General features: G+C 60.3%; 25 protein-coding genes. 20 read left to right on the top strand and 5 right to left on the bottom strand.

Annotated elements, in window-relative coordinates:
• Nucleotides 1-25: 25 nt before the first annotated feature.
• The 5 genes from AC3WTO_RS27925 to AC3WTO_RS27905 all read left to right on the top strand — a co-directional run bounded on the left by AC3WTO_RS27925 (nt 26) and on the right by AC3WTO_RS27905 (nt 4229).
• The gene (locus tag AC3WTO_RS27925) at nt 26-376 is read left to right on the top strand and encodes an antitoxin Xre/MbcA/ParS toxin-binding domain-containing protein (protein WP_492464227.1); all 351 of its coding nucleotides are present in this window, start codon (nt 26-28) and stop codon (nt 374-376) included.
• A gap of 9 nt (nt 377-385) precedes the next feature.
• Complete coding sequence (locus AC3WTO_RS27920) at nt 386-883, top strand: RES family NAD+ phosphorylase (RefSeq protein WP_492464228.1); 498 nt, start codon at nt 386-388, stop codon at nt 881-883.
• A 206-nt stretch (nt 884-1089) separates the two neighbouring features.
• Nucleotides 1090-1827, top strand: coding sequence for a Crp/Fnr family transcriptional regulator (locus AC3WTO_RS27915; RefSeq protein WP_492464229.1), 738 nt, complete (start codon nt 1090-1092; stop codon nt 1825-1827).
• Between the two features lie 103 nt (nt 1828-1930).
• Entirely contained in the window at nt 1931-2074 is a 144-nt protein-coding gene (locus AC3WTO_RS27910; protein ID WP_492464230.1) for a hypothetical protein, read from the top strand.
• 88 nt (nt 2075-2162) lie between these two features.
• Entirely contained in the window at nt 2163-4229 is a 2067-nt protein-coding gene (locus tag AC3WTO_RS27905; RefSeq protein ID WP_492464231.1) for an ABC transporter ATP-binding protein/permease, read from the top strand.
• Between the two features lie 182 nt (nt 4230-4411).
• On the opposite strand, the gene AC3WTO_RS27900 is transcribed toward AC3WTO_RS27905, so the two are convergent.
• The 3 genes from AC3WTO_RS27900 to AC3WTO_RS27890 form a co-directional block, all read right to left on the bottom strand.
• Nucleotides 4412-5701 carry a hypothetical protein gene (locus AC3WTO_RS27900; protein WP_492464232.1) on the bottom strand — a complete coding sequence of 430 codons (1290 nt, stop codon included), beginning with the start codon at nt 5699-5701 and terminating at the stop codon, nt 4412-4414.
• Nucleotides 5702-6082: 381 nt separating this feature from the next.
• Nucleotides 6083-6385, bottom strand: a complete 303-nt coding sequence (locus AC3WTO_RS27895) for a DUF982 domain-containing protein (RefSeq protein ID WP_335316856.1) — start codon at nt 6383-6385, stop codon at nt 6083-6085.
• Nucleotides 6386-6518: 133 nt separating this feature from the next.
• On the bottom strand, nt 6519-6710 hold the full coding sequence (locus AC3WTO_RS27890) for a hypothetical protein (RefSeq protein ID WP_492464233.1): 192 nt from the start codon (nt 6708-6710) through the stop codon (nt 6519-6521).
• A 469-nt stretch (nt 6711-7179) separates the two neighbouring features.
• Here AC3WTO_RS27890 and AC3WTO_RS27885 point away from each other — a divergent pair, with 469 nt between their 5' ends.
• The 11 genes from AC3WTO_RS27885 to ku all read left to right on the top strand — a co-directional run bounded on the left by AC3WTO_RS27885 (nt 7180) and on the right by ku (nt 13386).
• Nucleotides 7180-7362: a hypothetical protein gene (locus AC3WTO_RS27885; RefSeq protein ID WP_492464234.1), complete on the top strand. Its 183-nt coding sequence runs from the start codon at nt 7180-7182 to the stop codon at nt 7360-7362.
• Between the two features lie 60 nt (nt 7363-7422).
• Complete coding sequence (locus tag AC3WTO_RS27880; RefSeq protein ID WP_492464235.1) at nt 7423-7932, top strand: YciE/YciF ferroxidase family protein; 510 nt, start codon at nt 7423-7425, stop codon at nt 7930-7932.
• A gap of 48 nt (nt 7933-7980) precedes the next feature.
• The gene (locus AC3WTO_RS27875) at nt 7981-8160 is read left to right on the top strand and encodes a hypothetical protein (RefSeq protein WP_492464236.1); all 180 of its coding nucleotides are present in this window, start codon (nt 7981-7983) and stop codon (nt 8158-8160) included.
• Complete coding sequence (locus tag AC3WTO_RS27870) at nt 8144-8353, top strand: hypothetical protein (RefSeq protein ID WP_492464237.1); 210 nt, start codon at nt 8144-8146, stop codon at nt 8351-8353. The genes AC3WTO_RS27875 and AC3WTO_RS27870 overlap by 17 nt, the downstream gene beginning before the upstream one ends.
• Nucleotides 8354-8468: 115 nt before the next feature.
• The gene (locus AC3WTO_RS27865; protein WP_492558459.1) at nt 8469-8600 is read left to right on the top strand and encodes an isochorismatase family protein; all 132 of its coding nucleotides are present in this window, start codon (nt 8469-8471) and stop codon (nt 8598-8600) included.
• 83 nt (nt 8601-8683) lie between these two features.
• A complete protein-coding gene (locus AC3WTO_RS27860) occupies nt 8684-9313 on the top strand; it encodes a DUF6766 family protein (protein ID WP_492464238.1) in 630 nt (209 codons plus the stop codon).
• Nucleotides 9314-9579: 266 nt separating this feature from the next.
• A complete protein-coding gene (locus AC3WTO_RS27855) occupies nt 9580-9960 on the top strand; it encodes a DUF982 domain-containing protein (protein WP_492464239.1) in 381 nt (126 codons plus the stop codon).
• Between the two features lie 33 nt (nt 9961-9993).
• Complete coding sequence (locus AC3WTO_RS27850; protein ID WP_492464240.1) at nt 9994-10248, top strand: hypothetical protein; 255 nt, start codon at nt 9994-9996, stop codon at nt 10246-10248.
• A gap of 282 nt (nt 10249-10530) precedes the next feature.
• On the top strand, nt 10531-11955 hold the full coding sequence (locus AC3WTO_RS27845; RefSeq protein ID WP_492464241.1) for a sensor histidine kinase: 1425 nt from the start codon (nt 10531-10533) through the stop codon (nt 11953-11955).
• A gap of 176 nt (nt 11956-12131) precedes the next feature.
• Nucleotides 12132-12539, top strand: a complete 408-nt coding sequence (locus AC3WTO_RS27840) for a hypothetical protein (RefSeq protein WP_492558462.1) — start codon at nt 12132-12134, stop codon at nt 12537-12539.
• A 25-nt stretch (nt 12540-12564) separates the two neighbouring features.
• On the top strand, nt 12565-13386 hold the full coding sequence (gene ku, locus AC3WTO_RS27835) for a non-homologous end joining protein Ku (protein WP_492464243.1): 822 nt from the start codon (nt 12565-12567) through the stop codon (nt 13384-13386).
• On the opposite strand, the gene AC3WTO_RS27830 is transcribed toward ku, so the two are convergent.
• Nucleotides 13383-14249: a hypothetical protein gene (locus AC3WTO_RS27830; protein ID WP_492464244.1), complete on the bottom strand. Its 867-nt coding sequence runs from the start codon at nt 14247-14249 to the stop codon at nt 13383-13385. The genes ku and AC3WTO_RS27830 overlap by 4 nt on opposite strands.
• Nucleotides 14250-14521: 272 nt before the next feature.
• Between AC3WTO_RS27830 and AC3WTO_RS27825 the strand changes: the two genes are divergently transcribed.
• The 4 genes from AC3WTO_RS27825 (at nt 14522) to AC3WTO_RS27810 (ending at nt 19583) form a co-directional block, all read left to right on the top strand.
• A complete protein-coding gene (locus AC3WTO_RS27825) occupies nt 14522-18652 on the top strand; it encodes an autotransporter outer membrane beta-barrel domain-containing protein (protein ID WP_492464245.1) in 4131 nt (1376 codons plus the stop codon).
• A gap of 99 nt (nt 18653-18751) precedes the next feature.
• The gene (locus tag AC3WTO_RS27820; RefSeq protein ID WP_129413106.1) at nt 18752-18916 is read left to right on the top strand and encodes a DUF3309 family protein; all 165 of its coding nucleotides are present in this window, start codon (nt 18752-18754) and stop codon (nt 18914-18916) included.
• Nucleotides 18917-18933: 17 nt separating this feature from the next.
• Entirely contained in the window at nt 18934-19119 is a 186-nt protein-coding gene (locus AC3WTO_RS27815; protein ID WP_129413107.1) for a hypothetical protein, read from the top strand.
• Between the two features lie 23 nt (nt 19120-19142).
• Nucleotides 19143-19583 (top strand): hypothetical protein, encoded by a 441-nt coding sequence (locus AC3WTO_RS27810; protein ID WP_492464246.1) that lies wholly within the window; start codon nt 19143-19145, stop codon nt 19581-19583.
• A gap of 59 nt (nt 19584-19642) precedes the next feature.
• Here AC3WTO_RS27810 and AC3WTO_RS27805 read toward each other — a convergent pair whose 3' ends face one another.
• Nucleotides 19643-20506: an SDR family oxidoreductase gene (locus tag AC3WTO_RS27805; RefSeq protein ID WP_492464247.1), complete on the bottom strand. Its 864-nt coding sequence runs from the start codon at nt 20504-20506 to the stop codon at nt 19643-19645.
• Nucleotides 20507-20514 lie beyond the last annotated feature (8 nt).

Below are 20514 nucleotides of genomic sequence, written 5' to 3'. Positions count from 1 at the left end.
ATAATCTACGGCAAATGGATGAATCATGGCGATCGCTCAATATTCGGAGAAGGGGCTCTTTGCCCCGCGCAAGATTGCGGACGTCCTTTGGACCACCAGCGAGGATGTAGCCCGGTCAGCCGGTCTCGGCAAGGACGCGGTTCAACGTCAGGAGCGGGTGCGTTCCCACAAGACCCAACGCCGGTTGCGCGAGATGGTCGAGGTCATCAACAAGGTTGAACCGCGCTTCGGCTCGGCGCTCATCGCCTATGCCTGGTATCGCTCGGAACCGTTGTCGGGATTTTCGGGCCAGACAGCCATGCAGCTTGTCGGAAGCGGGCGGGTTGACGAGGTTCTTGAATATATCGACGCCGTCGACGCTGGCATTTACGCCTGATCCGACGCGATGCGCTATCAGGGCAAGCTCTACCGGGCACTCAACCCGGTCTATGCGAAAGAACCGCTGTCTGGCCGCGGGGCGGAACTCTACGGCGGCCGTTTCAACCCCAAAGGAACGTCCGCACTCTACCCTTCGCTTTCCATTCTGACCGCGATCAGGGAGGCAAGCCAGATCGGCAATCTTCAGCCGACAACGCTTGTCGCCTATGAGGCTGACATAGACCGCGTCTTCGACAGCCGGGATATCGGTGCGCTGGCGACCTTCGACATGGACGACGAAGGCCTCGCTGACGCGACGTGGCGAGACCAGATGAAGACCCGCGGCCGATCGACGACGCAGGCATTTGCCTGCAGGCTTTTGCAGGCCGGCTACAATGGCCTGCTGGTCCGTTCTTTTGCTCCCGGCTCGACGGCTGCGGATCTCAATCTCGTGCTCTGGGCGTGGGCCGATGAAGACAGCGCTCGCCTGAGCCTCATAGACGATGAAGGTCGCTTGTCGCGGTGAACAAGGCGCATTCGTCTTGTCATCAGCCTCCGGCCTTGGTCCCATAGCGCGCAAACAATTTGGCGCTCCCGCCGCCGAACGAGGTCTGGACAAATTGCCAGGGGACCATTCAACGCGTTCCGAAATGTGATCCGCACATCATTGAACGTTTTCCTTCGACCTGCGTTGGCCCAAGGGGGCAGCAGCAGCCGAAAGGATGTCTTGCCATGCACACCCGGCACGAAACATTGGAAAACAGCCTTCTGCGTTCCTTGGATACAAAGGACCTCAGCAAACTCAAGCCATATCTTGAGGACTGGGAGGCAGACACCGGCACCGTCATTCACCGGCCCGGGGAGCCGCTTCGCCATGCCTATTTTCCGCGCGGTGCGAGCTTGATCTCCTATTGCGTTGTGTTCGGCGGCAAGCGCAGCGTCGACACGATGTTTGTTGGCCGCGAAGGCGCTGCCGGTTGCCTTGTCACGCAAGGTCAGCTGTCTGCATACACCCAGGCTGAAGTGCGCATGAGCGGACCATTCTGGAGGATCGGCCTGCCGAAGCTGGATGAGGCAAGGCGTCGGTCAGCGAAGCTGGAGACCATTTTTGCACGCTATTCGGAGTGCGTGTTGGCCCAGGTTTTTCAGTCAGTCGCCTGTGACGCGAACCATTCGATCGAACAAAGGACCGCCAAGTGGCTGTTGACAGCCATCGATCGGACCGGAGGAACCGACCTGAAGCTGACGCAGGAACAGCTTGCCTCGATGCTGGGCGTCGGCCGCAGCTATCTGAGCCCCGTGCTTCAGGATTTGCGTAGGCTCGGTGTTTTGGAGACGAGACGCACGCGCATCATAGTTCACAAGGCCGATGAGCTGCGCGCGATGACGTGCGATTGCGACAGCGCGGTTTCGAGGCATTTCGCGACGCTGCTGAAAGGCGACTATGCGGACAACAAATCCAGGCACTGATCCGGCTGAAGCCTCTGCGTAGCAGATTGCCCCGTGGCCACGGCGCTGATTTCAGGAACCTTCTTGTCGCTTCACGGTTGAATAGAGCCCCAAGGAGGCTCCGATGGCTGTCGAAGCGAAGCTGGACCAGGTCAAGAAGGATGCCTTGCCCAAGCCGCCGGGTGCCGAACCGAACGACAAGCCGGTTAGGGCTGTACGCAATCCAAACTCGACGACCGAAAAGAAGTGGCCTGAGAGGCGCTCCTGAATGGCGCGATGGCCGTGCCGGTCGTTGGCTCGCCACAAGCGCGCTCGCGATTTCCTGAAGTTGTGTCAATCCTGGACCGTGGTTTGAGATGCCGAAAGCCGTAGTTCCTTCAGACAAGGCGAATTCGACTGGCGCTGGCGCCAATCGAAAGCGCAATACCGCGGCTGAACAGGTATCCCGGCCGCGGCAAAAAAAGACGGGCACTCCCGCTAAGAAGCGCACGAAAGCGGTACCGGACGAAGACCTCATCGTCGAAGGTGAGCCCGAGGCTGTAGGCGAAGATGTTCCACCGCCGCCTGCTGCCGCAGAGCCAGACCCGAAGCTGACACCCGAAGAAGCAGAACAGGCACGCAAGAAGTATCTTTTCACCCGTTTCTGGATCAGTGCGCGTGGCTACTGGAGCCGGCGTGGCGACAAGCTCGCATGGCCGCTCACGCTCGGGCTGCTGACGCTGATCTGCATCAATGTCGGCTTCCAATATGGCATCAATGTCTGGAACCGATTGATGTTTGACGCCATCGAGCAGCGGAATGCCGGCACCGTCTATTTCCTGAGTGCGGTCTTCCTGCCATTGGTCGCGGTCAGCGGCAGCATCGTGGTGACGCAGGTCTATCTGCGCATGACGATCCAGCGGCGTTGGCGCTCCTGGCTCACGACGGCCGTGATCGCCCGTTGGCTGACCAATGGTCGCTATTACCAGCTGAACCTTGTGAGCGGCGATCACCAGAACCCGGAAGCGCGGTTGACAGAGGATCTGCGCATCGCCACGGAGGCGCCGGTGGATTTTCTCTCCGGCGTGCTCAACGCATTTCTGTCTGCCTCCACCTTTATCGTGGTGTTGTGGACGATCGGCGGCGCGCTGACGGTGCCGATCGGGGGATCAATGGTCACCATCCCCGGCTTCCTCGTCATCACGGCCATGATCTATGCCGCGATCACCTCGACCTCGATGTTCGTCATCGGTCGCAACTTCGTGCAGCTTTCCGAACAGAAGAACCAGGCCGAAGCCGAGTTCCGCTATGTGCTGACACGCGTGCGCGAGAACGGCGAGAGCATCGCCCTGCTTGGCGGCGAGGAAGAAGAGCGCAGCGGCATCGACAGGACCTTTGCCGGCGTGCTGGCCCGCTGGGCAAGGCTGACGGGTCAGCACATGCGCACGACAATGGTGTCGCAGGGGTCAAGTCTGCTGGCGCCGGTGGTACCGATCCTGTTGTGCGCACCGAAGTTTCTTGACGGGTCGATGACGCTCGGACAGGTGATGCAGGCAGCCTCGGCCTTCGCCATCGTGCAGGGCGCGTTCGGCTGGCTGGTCGACAATTACCCGCGCCTCGCAGATTGGAATGCCTCGGCCCGGCGTGTCGCCTCGCTGATGATGTCGCTGGACGGACTGGAGCGTGCCGAAGAGAACGATACGCTCGGGCGTATCGAACATGGTGACGCCGCAGGCGATGTCATGGTCAGCCTGAACCGGCTTTCCGTGTCGCTCGACGACGGCACTGCCGTCGTGAAGGAAACCAAGGTGGCGATCGAAGCCGGCGAGCGGGTTCTTGTCTCCGGCGATTCCGGTTCCGGAAAATCCACGCTGGTGCGCGCCATCGCCGGGCTGTGGCCATGGGGCAAAGGCAGCGTGAATTTCCATCCCGACAAGCAATTGTTCATGCTGCCGCAGCGCCCCTATGTGCCGACAGGAACGCTGCGCCGTGCCGTCGCCTATCCGGGCGCTGCGGATGACTTTTCGACCGAGGACATCGAGAGCGCGCTCGACAAGGTGGAACTCGGGCACCTCAAAGACAGGATCGAGGAAGAGGCGCCTTGGGACCAGACGCTCTCGGGTGGTGAGAGGCAGCGCCTGGCCTTCGCGCGCTTGTTCCTGCACCGGCCGGACATCGTCGTGCTGGACGAGGCGACGGCGGCGCTGGACGAGAAGAGCCAGGACCGCATGATGGCGATAATGATTGACGAATTGCCCAGGGTGACCGTCATCAGCGTCGCACACCGTGCCGAGCTCGAAACCTATCACAGCCGCAAGATCACCCTGGAGCGGCGCAAGGGTGGCGCCAAGCTGGTCAGTGACATCGACCTCATACCGCGCAAACGCAAGCGCAATCTGATCCAGCGCGCCTTGTGGGGAAGTGGCAAAAGAGCGCAAAAATAGACACGCATTCCAGCAGCATGTCGCGAAAGGGTCGCGGCGGGCGGCAAAAACGAGAAGACCCGCTCGTCACCGAACGGGTCTTGTTGCCTGGGCGGAACTCGATACGCATCCGCGGTGCCAATCTGAGTGCTCTTGGTAAATAATGGGTTAGCCGCAACTGGCTTTTGGACGACTGGCATCGCTTATCGCGGGGCGCTCATGGCGGTGATCGTATAGGGCGTGCCGGTCCGGGTGCCACCGAGTTCTTTCAGCACGAGATGGTAGCGTCCCCGTGGCAGTCGCACGGTGAGATGCTGGTTGGGCAGGAAGCCGTTGACCAGGCTCGTCCCGTTGGAACTTGCGACGGCCAGAAGGGTGCCTGTTGCGTCGACGATACTGGCGCGCACGAGCGCATTGGTGCGCAGGACGGTCAGCTCCAGTTCGCTCTGTGCGCTCGGCAGGTCAAACATCAGCCAATGGCTTTGCTGCGGCTTCAGCCACTCGGTAACGACATAGATATGTGATGGCGTCAGGGTCGGGTCGGGCGCGTTGTTGTCCTGGCTGCGGTCGATGTAACGGGATTTGCCGTATTGCCCATTCCTCGTGAGCGGTCCCTTGTTGAAATTCCTGATGCTCGACTGGGGATCGCCCCGAACGTCACGGGGGCCGAGCGGATCGATCTGCGGGTTGAGCGTCGCTGAATAGTTCGCCGGACCCGAGACGGACGAGTTATCGACGTACAGACAGTAGTAGCCGGGGTCATAGGCGCGCGTTTCGAGGTTGTCGTGCGCTCCTTCCTGCAGCGTGATGCGCGTGTTGTCGTAAGGGTCGACCATCCACATCCTGTAGTGCCGGCCGACGCGAACGCTGAAGGGATGGCTGTCGCCCGGCAGGAAGAGCACATAGGCATCCCTGTCATTCGGGTTCTCCAGCGACCCCTGCAGATTGACCGTGTGTTGATAGCCGTCCAGAACGGGTGCATTGCCGCAGCTCGCGCCAGCATTGTCAGCCTGGGGCACGAGCCGCGCTTGGATCGAAAGCTCGTATTTGAGCATGCGCCCGTTGGCGACGCCCGGGTCGGTCCATACCGACGCGAAATAGTCGCCGGCGCTCAGCCCGAGGATGAAGTCCTCCTCATCGCCGCCGCGCGAGCGCCAGATGATCTCGCCTCGTGCGTTGTGGACGAACAGCCACATGGTTCGCGCTGGCGTCTCCTCCAAGCGGAAATGCACCAGCCACTGGTTCGCAGGAATGTTGAAGCGATAAATGTCGAGGGTGTCGAACCTATCCTTGGCCACCACCCCCAGCGCGCCGGGCTCCGCCTTGTCGGACGGCGTGTTGAAATCAGGCTGGGTCAGACTGCCCAGATCGCCAGCACGGTCGAAGCCGTTGTTGTTGACGGCGCCTCCATCGTAATCCGAGGGCGGCGTCCAGGATTCGGCAACAGCCGCAGACGTTGCCAAAATCAGCAAGACAGTCAGCAGGATGCGCATCCAATTTCCCCCCTCGGTGCCCAGCGGGAGAATTTCGCGCAAGGCTTGGTCGCCGACAAGGAGGGATCGGCAGGCAGCGAGCCAGGATCGCAGCCTTATGCGCAGCATTCTTTATGTGTGGCCGCTCCGGCCAGATTTGCGGGCATTCAAGCCCGGTCGCTGCCAGCAGTATTGGTCACCGACGCTGGAACTCATATGGCAACTTCAATTGTCAGTGACCGTCGTCGGGGACTAGACCACCCTCCAACATCCCGCCAAGCGGCGGACAGGCGCAAGGGACTGGGCTTGCGAAATTTCCCGTGCACGACCGGCAGCGCGAAGGCTCTTGAAAGTACCCTGCGCCGCCAACGCCCCCGGTCTCGCCGGCTTTTTCGAGAACGATCAGGCGACCCTGCCGCCATGTCCGGAATTGCGCGGCGTCATCCAGGGCGGTGGAGCGGCGAGCTCTTCCAGCACCTTGGCCGAACGCGCAAAGCCTTCAAACGCAGACTTGGCAAACGCCAGCGGATAGTCGCCCTGGAAAGCGTGCTGACAGGCGCGCACCGCGGTCTGATAGATGGGTGTGCGGCGCGGCTTTGGCCATTCGTAGAGAAACTCCAGGGCGTCCTCGAGGCAGGCAATTTCCTGGATGAGGCTGTTTCCGTTTTTTACGAAAACGGGGCTGTCGAACATCCGATCGTTCATCAGATCCTCCAAATCGAACGACAATGCGGTTCAAGGGTGCCGCCGCCGACAGCGGCAGCGGATCAAAACGATATGTGATCGGAAGTTCGGGGCTTCAAGGGCGGAAAACACTGTTGCTGCAGCGTTCGGGCGACTAGGCCGGCTTGAGACGTTTGGCGCTCAAATACATCAGCGCGGATGCTGCCTTGACCCGGTTCCAGCCCGCGGCTTCGGCCTCGTCGAGGATTTTGTCGATAGGCCCGGCCAGCGCATCCTGGCAATCGCTATCGTATGCGATTTCATTCGGCCCGTAGGCAGGTTTGCGGATTGAAGGTTCCTTTGCCATTGGTCGTCGTCCATGCGGTTCGTTGCAGAGGCGTTTTTATCGCTATCGCCAATGGTGTCAACGGGTTAGCTGCTCTCGATGACAATGGGCAGGGGCACGCTTTCACCGTCGCTTTTCGATCGGGTGGTCGGGCAACCCGACGCCAGGGTAACCCCAGGAAGCCGAAGGTCGGCACCATGGTGTAAGCAAGGCGAAGCGCGCGTTCGGGTCATCGAATGTGCCGACATGCAGGCCAATCCTCGCCGAGCCGCCACAATCCGGTGAAAGCAGAGTGCCACACCGGGACCTGTGGTGAAAATCCTGGGTTGGCTGGCAACACCTGTGATGGCTGCAGCGATGCTGGGCATGGCCGCAACGAGCTTTCCCCAATCGCGTTGGTAGGGCTGCAATCTTTTGGAACGCACGTCTGGCAGCCTCGTTAGCTGATTGAGGTCGATGAACCTCACCACCCCCATCACGGGAGACGACGATGCCGAACCAGCATCCCGCGAAGCGCAGCTTCGTGGACAGTGAGGACTATGCGCGGCGCTCCGTCGGGCGCGATCGCGTTCAAGACGAGAGCGACGAACAAGACGAAGTGGAGCCGGCGGATGAAGACGACGAACTCCCCGGTGAGTTGAAGTTCCCCGACGACGAAGACGACGACCAGTAAGGCACCCACCGAGCCCTGTTCAGAAAATGAACGGGGCCTTGTTTCATGGAGAAAATTGAAATGGCTAAGACCTCATCCCAAGGCCTGCAGGACCTTTTCCTGGATGGATTGAAGGACATTTTCTACGCCGAGAAGAAAATCCTGAAGACGCTGCCGAAGATGGCAAAGAGCGCATCCGACACGGCTGTCTCCCAGGCCTTCGAAAAACACCGCGACCAGACCGAGGGCCATGTCGAAAGGCTTGAGGAGGTGTTTGCGATGCTCGAGAAGGCGCCGCGCGGCAAGACCTGTCCGGCCATCGATGGCATCATCGAGGAAGGCTCGGAGATCATGGAGGAGTATAAGGGCACGCCAGCCATCGACGCGGGGCTTGTAGCAGCGGCCCAGGCGGTGGAGCACTATGAGATGGCGCGTTACCGCACGCTTTGTGCCTGGGCCGAAGAGCTCGGCATGCCGGAAGCGGCGAAGCTCTTGAAGGCCACGCTGGATGAGGAAAGCGAAACCGACGCCGCCCTTACCCAACTGGCCGAAAGCGACGCCAACCAGCGCGCGTTGCAAAAAGCTGCCTGATCCCATGAAAGAGAAACAAGCCCCAGCACTGGGGCTTGTTTTGAAATCATGACCAAATTCAAGAAATACGGAATGCAGTGGCATGCGAAGGCACGCCGGATCGAAACGGCGATCGAGGCATCCTATTTCGCGCGACGCTGCGGACTCACCAAGGAAGAGGCGGTGGTCATCCTCAGGAAGGCGACCGCACTGACCCGAAAGGAGCCAAACCATGCCCCGTCCCAATAGCTTCGAAACCGGAGCGCGTACGCCGAAACCTAGTAAGTCGCTTCGGCCGGATCCTATCCATACCGGCGATCGCGCCGATGAACCGAAAAAACCATATGGTCTGGTCGAGGACCTCAACGACGTCAACGACAAGACGCGGCATTCCGAAGGGCGAAGCCACAGCCATCCGCGCCTGCGTGGGCATCCCGGCTGATACGAGGCACGGTGGCAGCATGGCAGAGTTTACGGCGGAACGCGCCGGCTACGCGCCTCGGGCCGTGGCTGCAGGGAAAGCATGACGTTCTGCTTCGCCTGCTGCGACCACCACCCTGATCATTTCAGGGGAGGCGGATATTTGTGTGCTGGCCACGGTTCTTAGTGCTGTTGACCGTGGTGTTCGCACCATCATCGCAGCCGACGCTGCCCGCAGACGGTGGATGAGAGGCACGACGCTCTGCTGAGATTTTATGCGACCCGCTTCAGCGATCAGATCGAGCGTGAACCGCCGAGATCCTTGAGAGCCGGGCCGTGAAGGAATGATGCCTTGAAAAAGCTTTTGCGCGACAACGGGCTGACACTAGTCCTGATGATGTGTTTCCTGATCAGCCTGCTCGGAATGATAGGGACGGGACTCGCAAGCTACAACAACGAGCTCGTCGATCACTCGAAGAATGCGCTCGACTTGGCCGCCTACCTTCGCAGCGGGCAATTCCTGTCCGCCCTGTTCGAAAACTGGGAGAGCGAGTTCCTGCAGATGGCGGCCTATGTGGTCTTCACTGCCATGCTGTTCCAGCGCGGTTCGGCGGAATCGCGCGATCCGGATGATCCGGATCGGCCGAAGGACAGCGCTCCGGCATGGCCGAACCAAATCGGCCGATGGCTCTACGGTCGTTCGCTGGGGCTGTCACTGGCTGGTCTTTTCATTCTCTCATTCGTTGCACACTGGCGCTCGAGCCTTGCGGCAGCCAATGAAGATGCCAGACTGCACGGGGCCGAGCTGCATTCTGCTTTGTCCTATCTGGCCGATGCGGGGTTCTGGTTCGAATCGTTCCAGAACTGGCAGTCGGAATTCCTGTCGACAGCGGTTCTGGTCGTGCTCTCGATATGGTTGCGGCAGCGCGGTTCGCCGGAGTCGAAACCGGTCGCTGTATCGAACACGGAAACCGGTGCGTAAAGCCTTCTCTGGTTAGGCCGAATTGGCTTACGCCAAAAAGCGGATTTGATTTGACAGGGTTCTCTTGTGCCTCGCTTTCCCTAATAATTAGGCCATTCTAATAAAACCATCCGCCAGGCATTTGGGTTTTGTAACAATCTGTAACTCTTCGTGATAGGGGCCGGTTACTTTTCGGGAACCGAGAGCGAACACGGGAATTTCTGAGCCTGGATCGCCTGAGGAAAGGCGATCGGAGGTGATGTTCACTGCATCTAGGGAGGGCCTCAATGCCGACTTTCAAGCCGGTCATTTTTGAAACCACGAGCGGATACAAATTCACGGTTACGTGCCTTCATGATGTGTTCAAGGTCATGGCCATGGGATGGCCGAACAAGTGTTGCGAAAAATACGTCGAGGCGTTGAACCTGACCAACAAAGCCAAGGAAGGCTGGTGTACCCCGAGGGCGGCCTATGAGGCCTTCGTCCAGGCAGCTCAAGCACAGGGCTGCATTGTCGAGCCCAGAAAACTTCTCGAGCGGGTCGCCGAAGAGCTTTCGGCCATCGAGCCGGAGAATTTCAATCCGCTTCCAGCCGCAGGCCAGATGCGCTTGCGCATTCGGCGCTCGGTGCCGGCGGGGTCATCCGCCAAACGGAACATCCACGCGTAGGAACAGCTTGTTCGTATCTTTCAGGAGGTAAGGATGGCCATTCTTCACTCTTCCATCAGCGGCATCGCCTATCCCGGCGATATGGAAACCCTCAAGCGCATCTACGATATGCTGTGTGAGGAGCGCGGCTTCGGCCACGGCAGTCCGGCAGCGGAAGACCTGGCGAAGGCAGCGATGAACCTTTTCGCCCAGGGTGTCTTCGACGGCCAGGAGATTGCCGAAACGCTGAACCTCTATCTTGATCGCAAAGCGTCCGGGCCAAATTTTAGCCCGGCGCTCGCGGCATAGGCCTCTTTGGGCGGCTGCCGTCGCCGCGAGCGGGCCGAACAGGACGGTTGCCGCAGGTCTCTAAGGAGGTTTGCGGCTTCATATAGGATAAGCCCGTTACCGGCTTGAACGTTTCCCTGGACGTTCGCCCCTCATGCTACTGAATTTCAGGAGCCGTGAGTTCCTCGAGGCCAAGCCCGTTCTCAGTGAGCTTGGCCTGCCGTTCTGCACGGCAAGATGGTGCTTACGGTTGTTTGCAGATGTGCTAATTCAAGTCGCCATTGACATGTAACGGCGTTATCCATGAGTGCCGAAATTACAAGCGACCTGGCAGAACTCATCCGCAAACACGACTGGGAAAACACCAGCCTCGGTCCCAGGCAGCAATGGCCAGCATGCCTGCGCATTGCAGTCGACCTCATGTTGCCTTCCACGGCACAGATCGTGATGTTCTGGGGCGAGGATTACGTAGCCCTCTACAACGATGCCTACGCGCCGACGATTGGCGACAAACATCCGCGGGCTCTTGGAAGGCCGGCGCGCGAAAACTGGTCGGAACTGTGGGACGATCTGGAGCCGCTTCTGCAGCGGGTGCTTCGCGACGGCGAAACCGTTTCGGCCAAGGACCGGCCCTTCTACATCGAACGGCATGGTCATCCGGAGAACGTATTTTTTGATATTTCCTACTCCCCGGTCCGCGACGAAACCGGATCGGTGCGAGGTGTTTTCTGTATCGTCAGCGAAACGACCGAACGCGTTCTCGCACAGGAAACCCGGCAAAGATTGGCGGCCATCATCGAGTCGTCGGATGACGCCATCATGAGCATTGATCTCGATGCAAGGATAACGAGCTGGAATGCAGGCGCCGAGCGACTTTACGGCTTTTCGCCGGAGGAAGTTGTTGGCCGGTCCGTCACCATTCTCCTGCCGGAGGATCGATCGGAAGAGGAGCATGCCATTCTGTCGCGCATCCGCTGCGGGGAACGCGTCGAGCCCTATGAAACGGTGCGCGTTCACAAGAGCGGTGCAAAGATCGACGTATCGCTTACCGTTTCGCCCGTGCGCGATGCGACAGGACGCATTGTCGGAGCATCGAAAATCGCCAGGGACATCAGAGCCAGGAAGGAGGCCGAGACCCTGCAGCGGCTGCTGATGAATGAATTGAACCATCGTGTAAAGAACGTTCTGGCGACGGTGCGCGCGATTGCCACGAAGACGTTTCGCGGAGAAGAACACACATTGGCGCGAACGGCGTTCGACGCGCGCCTTCTTGCCTTGTCCAAGGCCCACGACCTGTTGACGGCGGAAAGCTGGAGCGGGGCAGAGCTGACCACGCTCGTTGAAGAGGTTCTATCGCCTTACGGTACGGCGAATATCGCGGTTACAGGCCCACGCCTGCGACTGCCATCCGAGGTGGTGTTGTCTTTTTCTCTGGCCTTGCATGAACTTGCCACCAACGCCGCGAAATATGGCGCCTTGTCCGTGCCAACGGGCCGCGTTGAGGTCCAGTGGTCCCTGGTTCGTGGTGAAAGCCCTCGTCTGACCATGTCGTGGACAGAACGTGGCGGTCCGCCCGTCGCAACGCCCCGTCATAAAGGGTTCGGCTCGCGCTTGATCGAGCTGTTGTCGACGCAGATGAATGGTGAAGTCCGGATCGAGTACGCGCCGTCGGGTGTTGTTTGCGAGATCGAAGCACCGTTTCAACGAGAATGGGTCATCGCAACGTAGGCTGTTGCCTCAGGCAAACGCACTGATCCTCACCGTGCTAGGGCCGCGCTTGATCCGCTTGGTCTGACAACCCGTTATGCTTGTCGACAGCGCGGGCCGCCGCGCGGATGAAAAAACAGGAACGTCGGCACCAGAGCGGCGTTGACCTTGCATAACTCCAGTCAAAGGAGGTTCGAATGCTTGTTCGACGCACGGAAGTTTCCACCCAGATGGAAGGTGGTGACGCCTACGGCTACCGTGTTCGGTTTCAGGGAGCCGATGGGCAGTTCATCACGGTCGGTTTCCGCTCCGATCACTGGCTGGATGATGATGATATGGTGAAGAGACAGGCGATCGCGATGATGGCCGACACTGCATCTGCGCTCGGTCCGCTGATCGCCTCCGATGCTTCGAGCAACCGCAATATTCCATCCGACACCGAAATGGTGGAGCCGCGCGGCAGTGGCGAAATCAGCGGCGATGTCGAGGAGGAAGATGACGACAATGCTTACCAGGAAAGTGATGAGGCCTTGCCCGATGACGCCGAGGAAGCCGCGATCAGCCGAAATCCCTCCCGTGAAGGCGGGCGTTTCGATGAAACCTGATCCGTCAGACCGCAGGAGATAGAACATGGCTCCTCGCGCTCTGTGGAAAGGCGATTTGAAACTCGGCGATCTCGAATGCCCCGTGGCGCTCTATGCCGCTGCATCCAGCGCGGAACGCGTCTCCTTCCACATCGTCAACCGCAAGACGGGAAACCGCGTTCGGCGTGAATATGTCGATGAGGAAAGCGGTAAGCCGGTGGCTGACGACAACCAGGTAAAAGGGTTCGATCTCGGCAACGACACCTTTGTCACGATGGAAGCCGAGGAAATCGCCGAGCTTGTACCGGATAGCGACAAGACGCTTTCGGTGAGGCGCTACGTCAAATCAGACGATATCGATCTGGTCTTCTTCGATCGCCCTTATTATCTCGGCCCTGATCATGGCGCGGCTGATGCGTTCGCCGCCATCCGAGACAGTCTGGCGGCGGAAAAAGCGGTAGCGCTGGCCGAGACGGTGCTGTTTCGGCGGTTGCGCACAGTGGCGATACGCGCCGATGGAAAGGGCCTGTCGGCCAATACCCTGCATTTCGACTACGAAATCCGGTCGCCCGAAAAGGCATTCGCGAAGGTTCCTGATCGTAAGATCGACAAGGAGATGCTGGATCTCGCCAAGCACATCATGAAATCCAAAGCTGGCGCGTTTGATCCGGCGCGGTTTGACGATCGTTATGACGCGGCTCTTGCCGAATTGGTCAAAGCAAAGATCGCCGGTCGGGAGATCAAGCCACCGAAGCGCCGGCGCGAAGGCAAGGTCATCGACCTGATGGAGGCGTTCCGTCGCAGCGCCAAAGGCGAAGATGCGGCAAAAAATGGCGATGCCAAATCGCCCCGGCGCAAGGCAGGCTAGTCACTGTCACGGCCATCAGGGCTCCGATCCGGACCCGGCCGGCCTTGCCGCGGAAGCGAACTGACCAAACGAGCGTAGTGATCCATCTCGGAAATGCTCCACTGTTCGAATTCGTCGACAAGGGCGCCGCTTGCTGCGCGATCAGGCCCGATTGCTCCAGTCTGGTGCAGCCAGGCAAGGACATTTCCGACATGTGAGCGCGACACCTGGAATCGTTCGGCCAACGCGGCGTAGCCAAGCGCAATCCGCGGCTTACCGCTGCTGCGCCGATAATGATCGGCCATGATCGCGGTCAGTACGGGATAGCCGCCATCGTAGCCCGCCATGGCAAGGACAGTTGGAAACGGCGCGATAACGGTGCCGGAAGACAGGATCTGGCGCGCGGAAGCCCAGATCATTCGGCCAAGGCCATCAGGGGAAGCTGCGGCAATCCGTGCCAGATCTCCGTCGTGAATGTGATCATGTGCTGCGAGGAAAGCGACACAGGAGCGGCTGATCTCCTCTATCAGTAGCGATTGAGGGCGCAGGATCGAGCGACGGCGATTTGCGACCTCCGGTTCGGCGGATACCAGCCCGGCCTGTTTGAGGACCGTAACGAAGCTCGTCAATTGGCGAGGGCTGAGTCCCGAAACGGCTTTGAGACGGGCGAGGGTCGGGGACGGGGTGCCTTCCTCTGTCCACCCGTAATAATTCCAGATGAGCATATAGGCAGCGTAATAGCGGTCGAACTGATTGAGAAGTTTTCTCAGTGGCCAACTGGATGACGAAGGCTCGATCATCGTTTCGCAATAGTGCGCGACGGCCGCTGTGAACTTTGCGTGGCTTCTCATCATGCGTTTCGCTGCCAGCGATGCCTTTGCCATGCAACCCAAAAATCCGGAATGGTGCAAAGTTTGGATTGGTGAACGCGCCTGTCAGTGCGCAATAACCATCACCCATTGAAACACTTTGGGTGACATTCGGCGTGGCGGCACCGGCAGGTTCAGGTTTTCAGATCCTCCCCTTTCGATGCCGGAAAGCGTCGGCGGTGCTTCTGGCCGGCGCGTCGGCCCTTGCGCTGACACCTGGTACTCTGCCCGCATCAGCTCAGTCTGTGTTCTGGGATGGCGGCAATTCAGCCTTGCACGGAAACGGGATGGTGGACGGCGGCTCCGGAACGTGGACGGCTGGACAGGGTCCGCTCGACAGACATTGGACCGACCAGGCCGGCTCTTCCAGCACCGGTTTTGCTCCAAATCCGGCCTTTGCGGTGTTCCAGGGCTCCGCCGGAACGGTGACGGTGGACAATGGCCAGGGAGCGGTTGGCGTCACCGGCATGCAATTTGCCGTCGATGGGTATCGTATCGTCGGCGATGCGCTCCTGCTCCGGGGAGCGAATGGCGCAACCATCGTCAGCGTGGGGGATGCTGCGGCTGCATCCCAATCGATGACGGCAAATATCGCGGCTGTCATCTCCGGTAACAGCCGGCTCATCAAGGATGGCCAGGGCCGGCTTGAACTGGCTGGGACAAACACGTTCACCGGGGGAACGACCATCCGGTCCGGAACCCTGAGGGTTCTCAATGATCGTGCCCTGGGCAGCGGCCAAGTCATGATGGCAGCCGGAACCACCCTCAGCTTCGCCACATCGCCCTGGCAATCGATCGGGGCGGTGCACATCACAGGCGATGTCACCTTCGATGTTGACCGTTATCAGAACGCCTCGCTGAACCGGGCAGTCAGTGGTCCGGGCGGGTTCACCAAGGCGGGGCTCGGTACCCTCAGCCTCTATGGCGACAACAGTTTTGCTGGCGACGTCCACGTCAGGGAAGGCAGATTGTGGGTGGACAACTGGGCTGGGCAATCCAACAGGGCAATCCCTGACTCCGCGCGCATCACCGTCGACGCAGGTGCCGTTGTTGCGTTCCAGAAGGGCGAGACCATCGGCGAGCTGACCGGCGCCGGGCTGGTGGACATCACCTATGCTGGAGACCTGGGACTCACAGTCGCAAGCAACAACGATTTCACCTTCGACGGCAACATCTCGGGCGGAGACCCCGCAAGACCAGGGTTCCCGGCTTCCTATCGATTCACCAAAGCGGGGACCGGAAAGCTCGTCCTGACCGGGATCAGCGATTCTCAATCGGCGTTCCTGGTGAACGCCGGTGCGCTCGTCGTTGACGGATCCATCGCCAGTGGCCTCGTCGATGTCGGAAGCGGCAGCCTGTCTGGGCGTGGAACCATTGCCGGGGCGGTCCAGGTCTATGGTGGCACATTGAAGGGACAAGCCGGAGCGACGCTTGCAATCGGCGGCAGCCTGTCTCTGATCTCGGGATCGGTCGTCGATATCAGTCTTGGGTCAACCAGTGCGGCGCCCTTGTTCAGCATCGGCGGCAATCTCACTCTCGATGGAACGCTCAATATTTCGGATGCTGGCGGCTTTGGCGCAGGGGTCTATCAGTTGATGACCTATCGCGGAACGCTCACGGATCGGGGGTTGGAAATTGGCGCCAAGCCCGTCGGCGTGGCATCTGGGGACTTGACGGTGCAAACGGCCGTCGCCGGGCAGATCAACCTTGTTTCTTCTGCCGGGGCGACGCTGGGGTTCTGGGATGGTGGAAATCCATCCCTTCACGGCAACGGCCAGATCGACGGAGGCTCTGGCGACTGGCAGGCTCTGGGCAACAACTGGACTGACCAGACCGGCGTCATCAACGGTCGTTTCAAGCCTATGCCCGCTTTTGCGATATTCCAGGGCGCCGCAGGTGTCGTTACGGTCGATGACAGAGCCGGTGCGGTCAGTGTCACCGGCTTGCAGATCTCGACCGACGGTTACCGCATAGAGGGTGACGGGATCGAACTCCGAGGCGGTGGCGGAGAAAGCATCGTCCGTGTCGGCAATGGCGCCATATCGGGAGCCGGAACAACGGCCACGATTGCGTCCGAACTGTCAGGGGCCACCAAACTCATCAAGAACGATTACGGGACACTGGTTCTGGAGGGGATCAACAGCTATTCAGGCGGTACCGAACTGCGCGCTGGAACACTGCAGGTGTCGCGAGACGAAAATCTGGGGGCGGGCGCAAGCGCGTTGCTCTTCAGCGGGGGGACGCTGAAGACCACATCTGGCTTCGATACGACACGATCGATCACGCTCGCCCAGAGTGGCGTGTTTGATGTTGCCAGCGGCGTCACGCTGGGCTTGCAGGGGGCGATCGCGGGTGCTGGCGACCTGATCAAGCAAGGATCAGGCTCGCTCGTACTCGGCGGCCCGGCAGGTTATCGCAACACACAGGTCCAGGCAGGCACGCTGATCGCCAATTCCAGCTCGATCTCGGGCAATATCGGCAACGCCGGGACCATTGTGCTCGATCAATCCTGGGATGCCAGTTTTGCTGGCAATGTCGTTGGTCTCGACGGCCTGAAGGGCACCATGGTCAAGCGCGGTCCCGGCGACCTCACACTGACGGGGGCGTCGCTGCTCGACTGGGCGGTGGAAGCGGGAAGTCTCACGTCCTCCGCAGACAGGTTTGCAGGCGACGTTTCGATCAGTCCCGGCGCTACCGTCCGTTTCAAACAGGTGTCCAGCAGCACCTTTGCCGGCGCGATGTCCGGCGCGGGCAGGTTCGCCAAGGAAGGGGATGGCTTTCTTCGGCTCACCGGCGACAGCTCTGCCTTCGGAGGAGCCACATCCGTCGACGACGGCGTCCTGGCGGTGGACGGCAAGCTTGGCGGGACAGTACAGGTCCAGGCAGGTGGTCGCCTGCAGGGAACTGGCACGATCGGAGTGGTCACCGTCGCGGGTACGATCGCGCCCGGAAACTCGGTCGGCACGCTGGATATCGCCGGCACAGTTGCCCTGGCCGCAGGCTCGACTTACGAGGTCGAGATCGCAGGCAATGGCACCAGCGACCGCATCGCCGCCACCGGTAAGGCAACGCTCGGCGGCGGCACGGTCGCGGTTACGGCGCTCGACGCGAAGACCAGCTACCAGGATGGCCAGAGCTACACGATCCTCACCGCAGCGGGTGGCATTACCGGCAGCTTCGATCCGGCCGTACTGGCCCGCTCGGCCTTCCTCGATGCGACTCTTTTGCAAAGCGCGAATGCGGTCGACCTGAAGATTGCCTTGAAGGAAACAGGGCCGGTTTTCAGCAAAGCCGCTAACACCGACAACCAGAAGCAGACGGCTGGTGCGCTTGACACGCTGCAGCAAAGCGGTGCGCCGCTGGCGCTCTACAACACGCTGCTGGTGCTGTCGGCCGATGAAGCCCGTTCGGCTTTCGACAGCCTTTCGGGTGAGGTCCATGCCTCGACGGTGACCGGTTTGCTCGAAGACAGCCGCTTCGTGCGCGACGCCATCAACGACCGCCTGCGCTCGGCCTTTGAAACCGTCGGCGGCGAGCCGCTGATGGGCTATGGCGACGACGCGAAAGAGATGACGACGGCTTCGGCCGCTTCCGAGCGCTACGGCGCCTGGGGCTCGGTGTTCGGCTCGTGGGGCCATTTCGGTGGCGACGGCAACGCCACGAAGCTGTCGCGTTCGATCGGTGGTTTCGTCACTGGCGTTGATGGCCTTGTCACCGACAACGTTCGTCTCGGCTTCCTTGCCGGCTACAGCCAGTCGTCCTTCAAGGTCGATGATCGCAGGTCATCGGCTTCGAGCGACAACTACCATCTCGGCGTCTATGGCGGTGCTGAGTGGGGGCCGCTCGCGTTGCGCTCCGGTCTTGCCTACACATGGAGCGAGATCGATACGAGCCGGCAGGTTACCTTCCCCGGTTTCAGCGACAGCCTGACCGGCTCCCACCGCGCCGGCACCACGCAGGTCTTCGGTGAACTCGGCTACAGCCGAAAGGCAGGCGCTGTCGCCTTCGAGCCCTTCGCCAACCTCGCCTATGTCAACGTCCACGCCAATGGCTTTGCCGAGCAAGGCGGCGCATCGGCGCTCAGCGTCCACGGCGGTTCCAACGACAACACCTTCACGACGCTCGGCATCCGTGCTTCGACCGGTTTCGAGATCGGTTCAGCAAAGGCGACCGCGCGCGGCATGATCGGCTGGCGCCATGCCTATGGTGGTCTCACGCCTGCCATCAGCCAGGCTTTCACCGGCTCGAGCGCCTTCACCATCGCCGGTGCGCCGATCGCCAGGGATGCCGCCGTCATCGAAGCCGGGCTCGACTTCGCCATCACGCCGCAGGCGACGCTCGGGCTGTCCTATCGCGGCCAGGCCGGTTCCAAGACCGGGGATCATGGCGTGCGGGCGGATCTCAGCATGAAGTTTTGATACCCAGTCCGCCGCCGGCAAGTTCCGTTCAACTGAAATAATTGGAACGGCAGTGGCGTCGGCACGTTCGTTCTCCTGAGTTTTCACAAGGAGGGAACAATGCCACTGGGTACAATTCTTGTTATCATTTTGATCCTGATTTTGCTTGGCGGGTTCAGCGGTCTGGGTGGCGGTCCATTTTATGGAACCGGCTACTACGGCGGCGGAGGGATTTCGCTGCTGCTTGTCATTGTCGTCGTCCTGATGGTGCTGGGACGCATCTGACGCAAAGGAGCATCACGATGCTCAAGAAGATTCCTGAAGAAAAAGCCAAGCAGGGGCGCCGAGGCACCCACGTGCTGTGGATCCTGATCGTCAGTCTGCTGCTGGCAGTGATCGCCTGGGGCGCCGTCGAGATCTACGGGCGTAAAAGTGCGGATGGTGAGGTGACACCGCCAATTACGCAGGGCGAGCCCAGCAGCAACTAGAAACTCCTCTGAGGTGCAGTCACATGACCAATCTGGCGACCAAGACCCCTGAACAGATCGAGCATTTGCGAATGCTTGCGACCCTTCAGTTCACCCCCGAATTGTTGCGGGCCGCCCTTCAGCAGCTTTCCAAACTTCAAGGTGGAAAGGGCCTGGATGCGTTCGAACGTTCGATGGTTGAAGTGATCGAAGCACATGACGGCCAGGATCAGGCGGATTTTGCCTCGATCAAGGAGTTCGCGATCGAACAGCTCTACCAGCTCGTTCGAGAAGCCAAGGAGGCGCCCGATATCAAACACCTGCTTGAGGATATTGCCTCACGCCGGACGCCCGGTCGCTCTGAAAATCCCGAAACGCTGGAGGAACAGTTGCAGTCGGGGCTTGAGGACAGCTTCCCGGCCAGCGATCCGCCAGCGGTCGTGTCGTCGACCATTTCGGGCGGCAAGGAAAAACACAAGGAATAGGCATGGCTGTGGCCTGCCGACAAGGGTCTGCGCCGAGGAGGCGCAGACCCTTTTCTTTTTCAGTAACCGCCAACGATGGGGAGGATTTCGCCGGTGATGTAGCTGGAGCAATGCGGCGACGACAGAAAGACATAGGCCGGAGCAATCTCTTCCGGCTGTGCCGGGCGCTTCATCGGTGTGTTCGCTCCAAACGTCGCGACCTTGTCCGCTGGTTTGTCGGCGGGGTTGAGCGGAGTCCAGACCGGCCCTGGTGCCACGGCGTTGACCCTAATGCCGCGCGGTATCAGGTGGGCTGCCAACGCTTTGGTGAAGGCGTGTATGCCCCCTTTCGTCATGGAATAATCGAGAAGGCCTGCGCTGCCTTCGATCCCGGTCACAGAACCCGTGTTGACGATTGCCGAACCCGGAGCCATCTGGGCCACTGCCGCCTGCGCCATGAAGAAGTAACCGTGCAGATTGGTCTGCAGCGTCATCGCAAACTGCTCTTCCGAGATGTCGGCGATATCGGCTGCATGGATCTGGAAAGCGGCGTTGTTGATCAGGACATCGAGACGTCCGAGCTGCTCGACTGTTTCACGCACGATTTCCTGGCATTTCTCGCGGTTGCGCACGTCGCCGGGAAAAAGGATGCAGCGTCTGCCTTCGGCCTCAACGGCTGCCTTCGTCGCGGCGGCGTCGCTGTGTTCGGCAAGATAGCTGATTGCCACGTCAGCGCCTTCGCGGGCGAACAGGACCGCAACGGACCGACCAATGCCGGAATCGCCACCGGTGATGAGCGCAACCTTGCCCGCCAGTTTCTGCGAGCCGACGTAAAAGGGCGCATCATAGAGCGGAGCGGGATCGACGTCCGTTTCTTTGCCTGGTTTGGCCAGATGCTGTTCGGGGAAGGGCGGTTCTGGATAGATGCGCCCACCCGCCTGCATCGCTCCAT

The organism is Mesorhizobium sp. EU05-FHT14A09 (assembly GCF_058790995.1).
Note: the sequence above shows the minus strand (reverse complement) of the source record. Positions and strands in the feature narration are given on the sequence as shown.

What these genes read in the sequence shown, in the direction of transcription:
- AC3WTO_RS27925 (WP_492464227.1), top strand. Translation starts at nt 26, where the DNA reads ATGGCGATCGCTCAATATTCGGAGAAGGGGCTCTTTGCCCCGCGCAAG.
- AC3WTO_RS27920 (WP_492464228.1), top strand. Translation starts at nt 386, where the DNA reads ATGCGCTATCAGGGCAAGCTCTACCGGGCACTCAACCCGGTCTATGCG.
- AC3WTO_RS27915 (WP_492464229.1), top strand. Translation starts at nt 1,090, where the DNA reads ATGCACACCCGGCACGAAACATTGGAAAACAGCCTTCTGCGTTCCTTG.
- AC3WTO_RS27910 (WP_492464230.1), top strand. Translation starts at nt 1,931, where the DNA reads ATGGCTGTCGAAGCGAAGCTGGACCAGGTCAAGAAGGATGCCTTGCCC.
- AC3WTO_RS27905 (WP_492464231.1), top strand. Translation starts at nt 2,163, where the DNA reads ATGCCGAAAGCCGTAGTTCCTTCAGACAAGGCGAATTCGACTGGCGCT.
- AC3WTO_RS27900 (WP_492464232.1), bottom strand. Translation starts at nt 5,701, where the DNA reads ATGCGCATCCTGCTGACTGTCTTGCTGATTTTGGCAACGTCTGCGGCT.
- AC3WTO_RS27895 (WP_335316856.1), bottom strand. Translation starts at nt 6,385, where the DNA reads ATGAACGATCGGATGTTCGACAGCCCCGTTTTCGTAAAAAACGGAAAC.
- AC3WTO_RS27890 (WP_492464233.1), bottom strand. Translation starts at nt 6,710, where the DNA reads ATGGCAAAGGAACCTTCAATCCGCAAACCTGCCTACGGGCCGAATGAA.
- AC3WTO_RS27885 (WP_492464234.1), top strand. Translation starts at nt 7,180, where the DNA reads ATGCCGAACCAGCATCCCGCGAAGCGCAGCTTCGTGGACAGTGAGGAC.
- AC3WTO_RS27880 (WP_492464235.1), top strand. Translation starts at nt 7,423, where the DNA reads ATGGCTAAGACCTCATCCCAAGGCCTGCAGGACCTTTTCCTGGATGGA.
- AC3WTO_RS27875 (WP_492464236.1), top strand. Translation starts at nt 7,981, where the DNA reads ATGACCAAATTCAAGAAATACGGAATGCAGTGGCATGCGAAGGCACGC.
- AC3WTO_RS27870 (WP_492464237.1), top strand. Translation starts at nt 8,144, where the DNA reads ATGCCCCGTCCCAATAGCTTCGAAACCGGAGCGCGTACGCCGAAACCT.
- AC3WTO_RS27855 (WP_492464239.1), top strand. Translation starts at nt 9,580, where the DNA reads ATGCCGACTTTCAAGCCGGTCATTTTTGAAACCACGAGCGGATACAAA.
- AC3WTO_RS27850 (WP_492464240.1), top strand. Translation starts at nt 9,994, where the DNA reads ATGGCCATTCTTCACTCTTCCATCAGCGGCATCGCCTATCCCGGCGAT.
- AC3WTO_RS27845 (WP_492464241.1), top strand. Translation starts at nt 10,531, where the DNA reads ATGAGTGCCGAAATTACAAGCGACCTGGCAGAACTCATCCGCAAACAC.
- AC3WTO_RS27840 (WP_492558462.1), top strand. Translation starts at nt 12,132, where the DNA reads ATGCTTGTTCGACGCACGGAAGTTTCCACCCAGATGGAAGGTGGTGAC.
- ku (WP_492464243.1), top strand. Translation starts at nt 12,565, where the DNA reads ATGGCTCCTCGCGCTCTGTGGAAAGGCGATTTGAAACTCGGCGATCTC.
- AC3WTO_RS27830 (WP_492464244.1), bottom strand. Translation starts at nt 14,249, where the DNA reads ATGGCAAAGGCATCGCTGGCAGCGAAACGCATGATGAGAAGCCACGCA.
- AC3WTO_RS27825 (WP_492464245.1), top strand. Translation starts at nt 14,522, where the DNA reads ATGGTGGACGGCGGCTCCGGAACGTGGACGGCTGGACAGGGTCCGCTC.
- AC3WTO_RS27820 (WP_129413106.1), top strand. Translation starts at nt 18,752, where the DNA reads ATGCCACTGGGTACAATTCTTGTTATCATTTTGATCCTGATTTTGCTT.
- AC3WTO_RS27815 (WP_129413107.1), top strand. Translation starts at nt 18,934, where the DNA reads ATGCTCAAGAAGATTCCTGAAGAAAAAGCCAAGCAGGGGCGCCGAGGC.
- AC3WTO_RS27810 (WP_492464246.1), top strand. Translation starts at nt 19,143, where the DNA reads ATGACCAATCTGGCGACCAAGACCCCTGAACAGATCGAGCATTTGCGA.
- AC3WTO_RS27805 (WP_492464247.1), bottom strand. Translation starts at nt 20,506, where the DNA reads ATGCAGGCGGGTGGGCGCATCTATCCAGAACCGCCCTTCCCCGAACAG.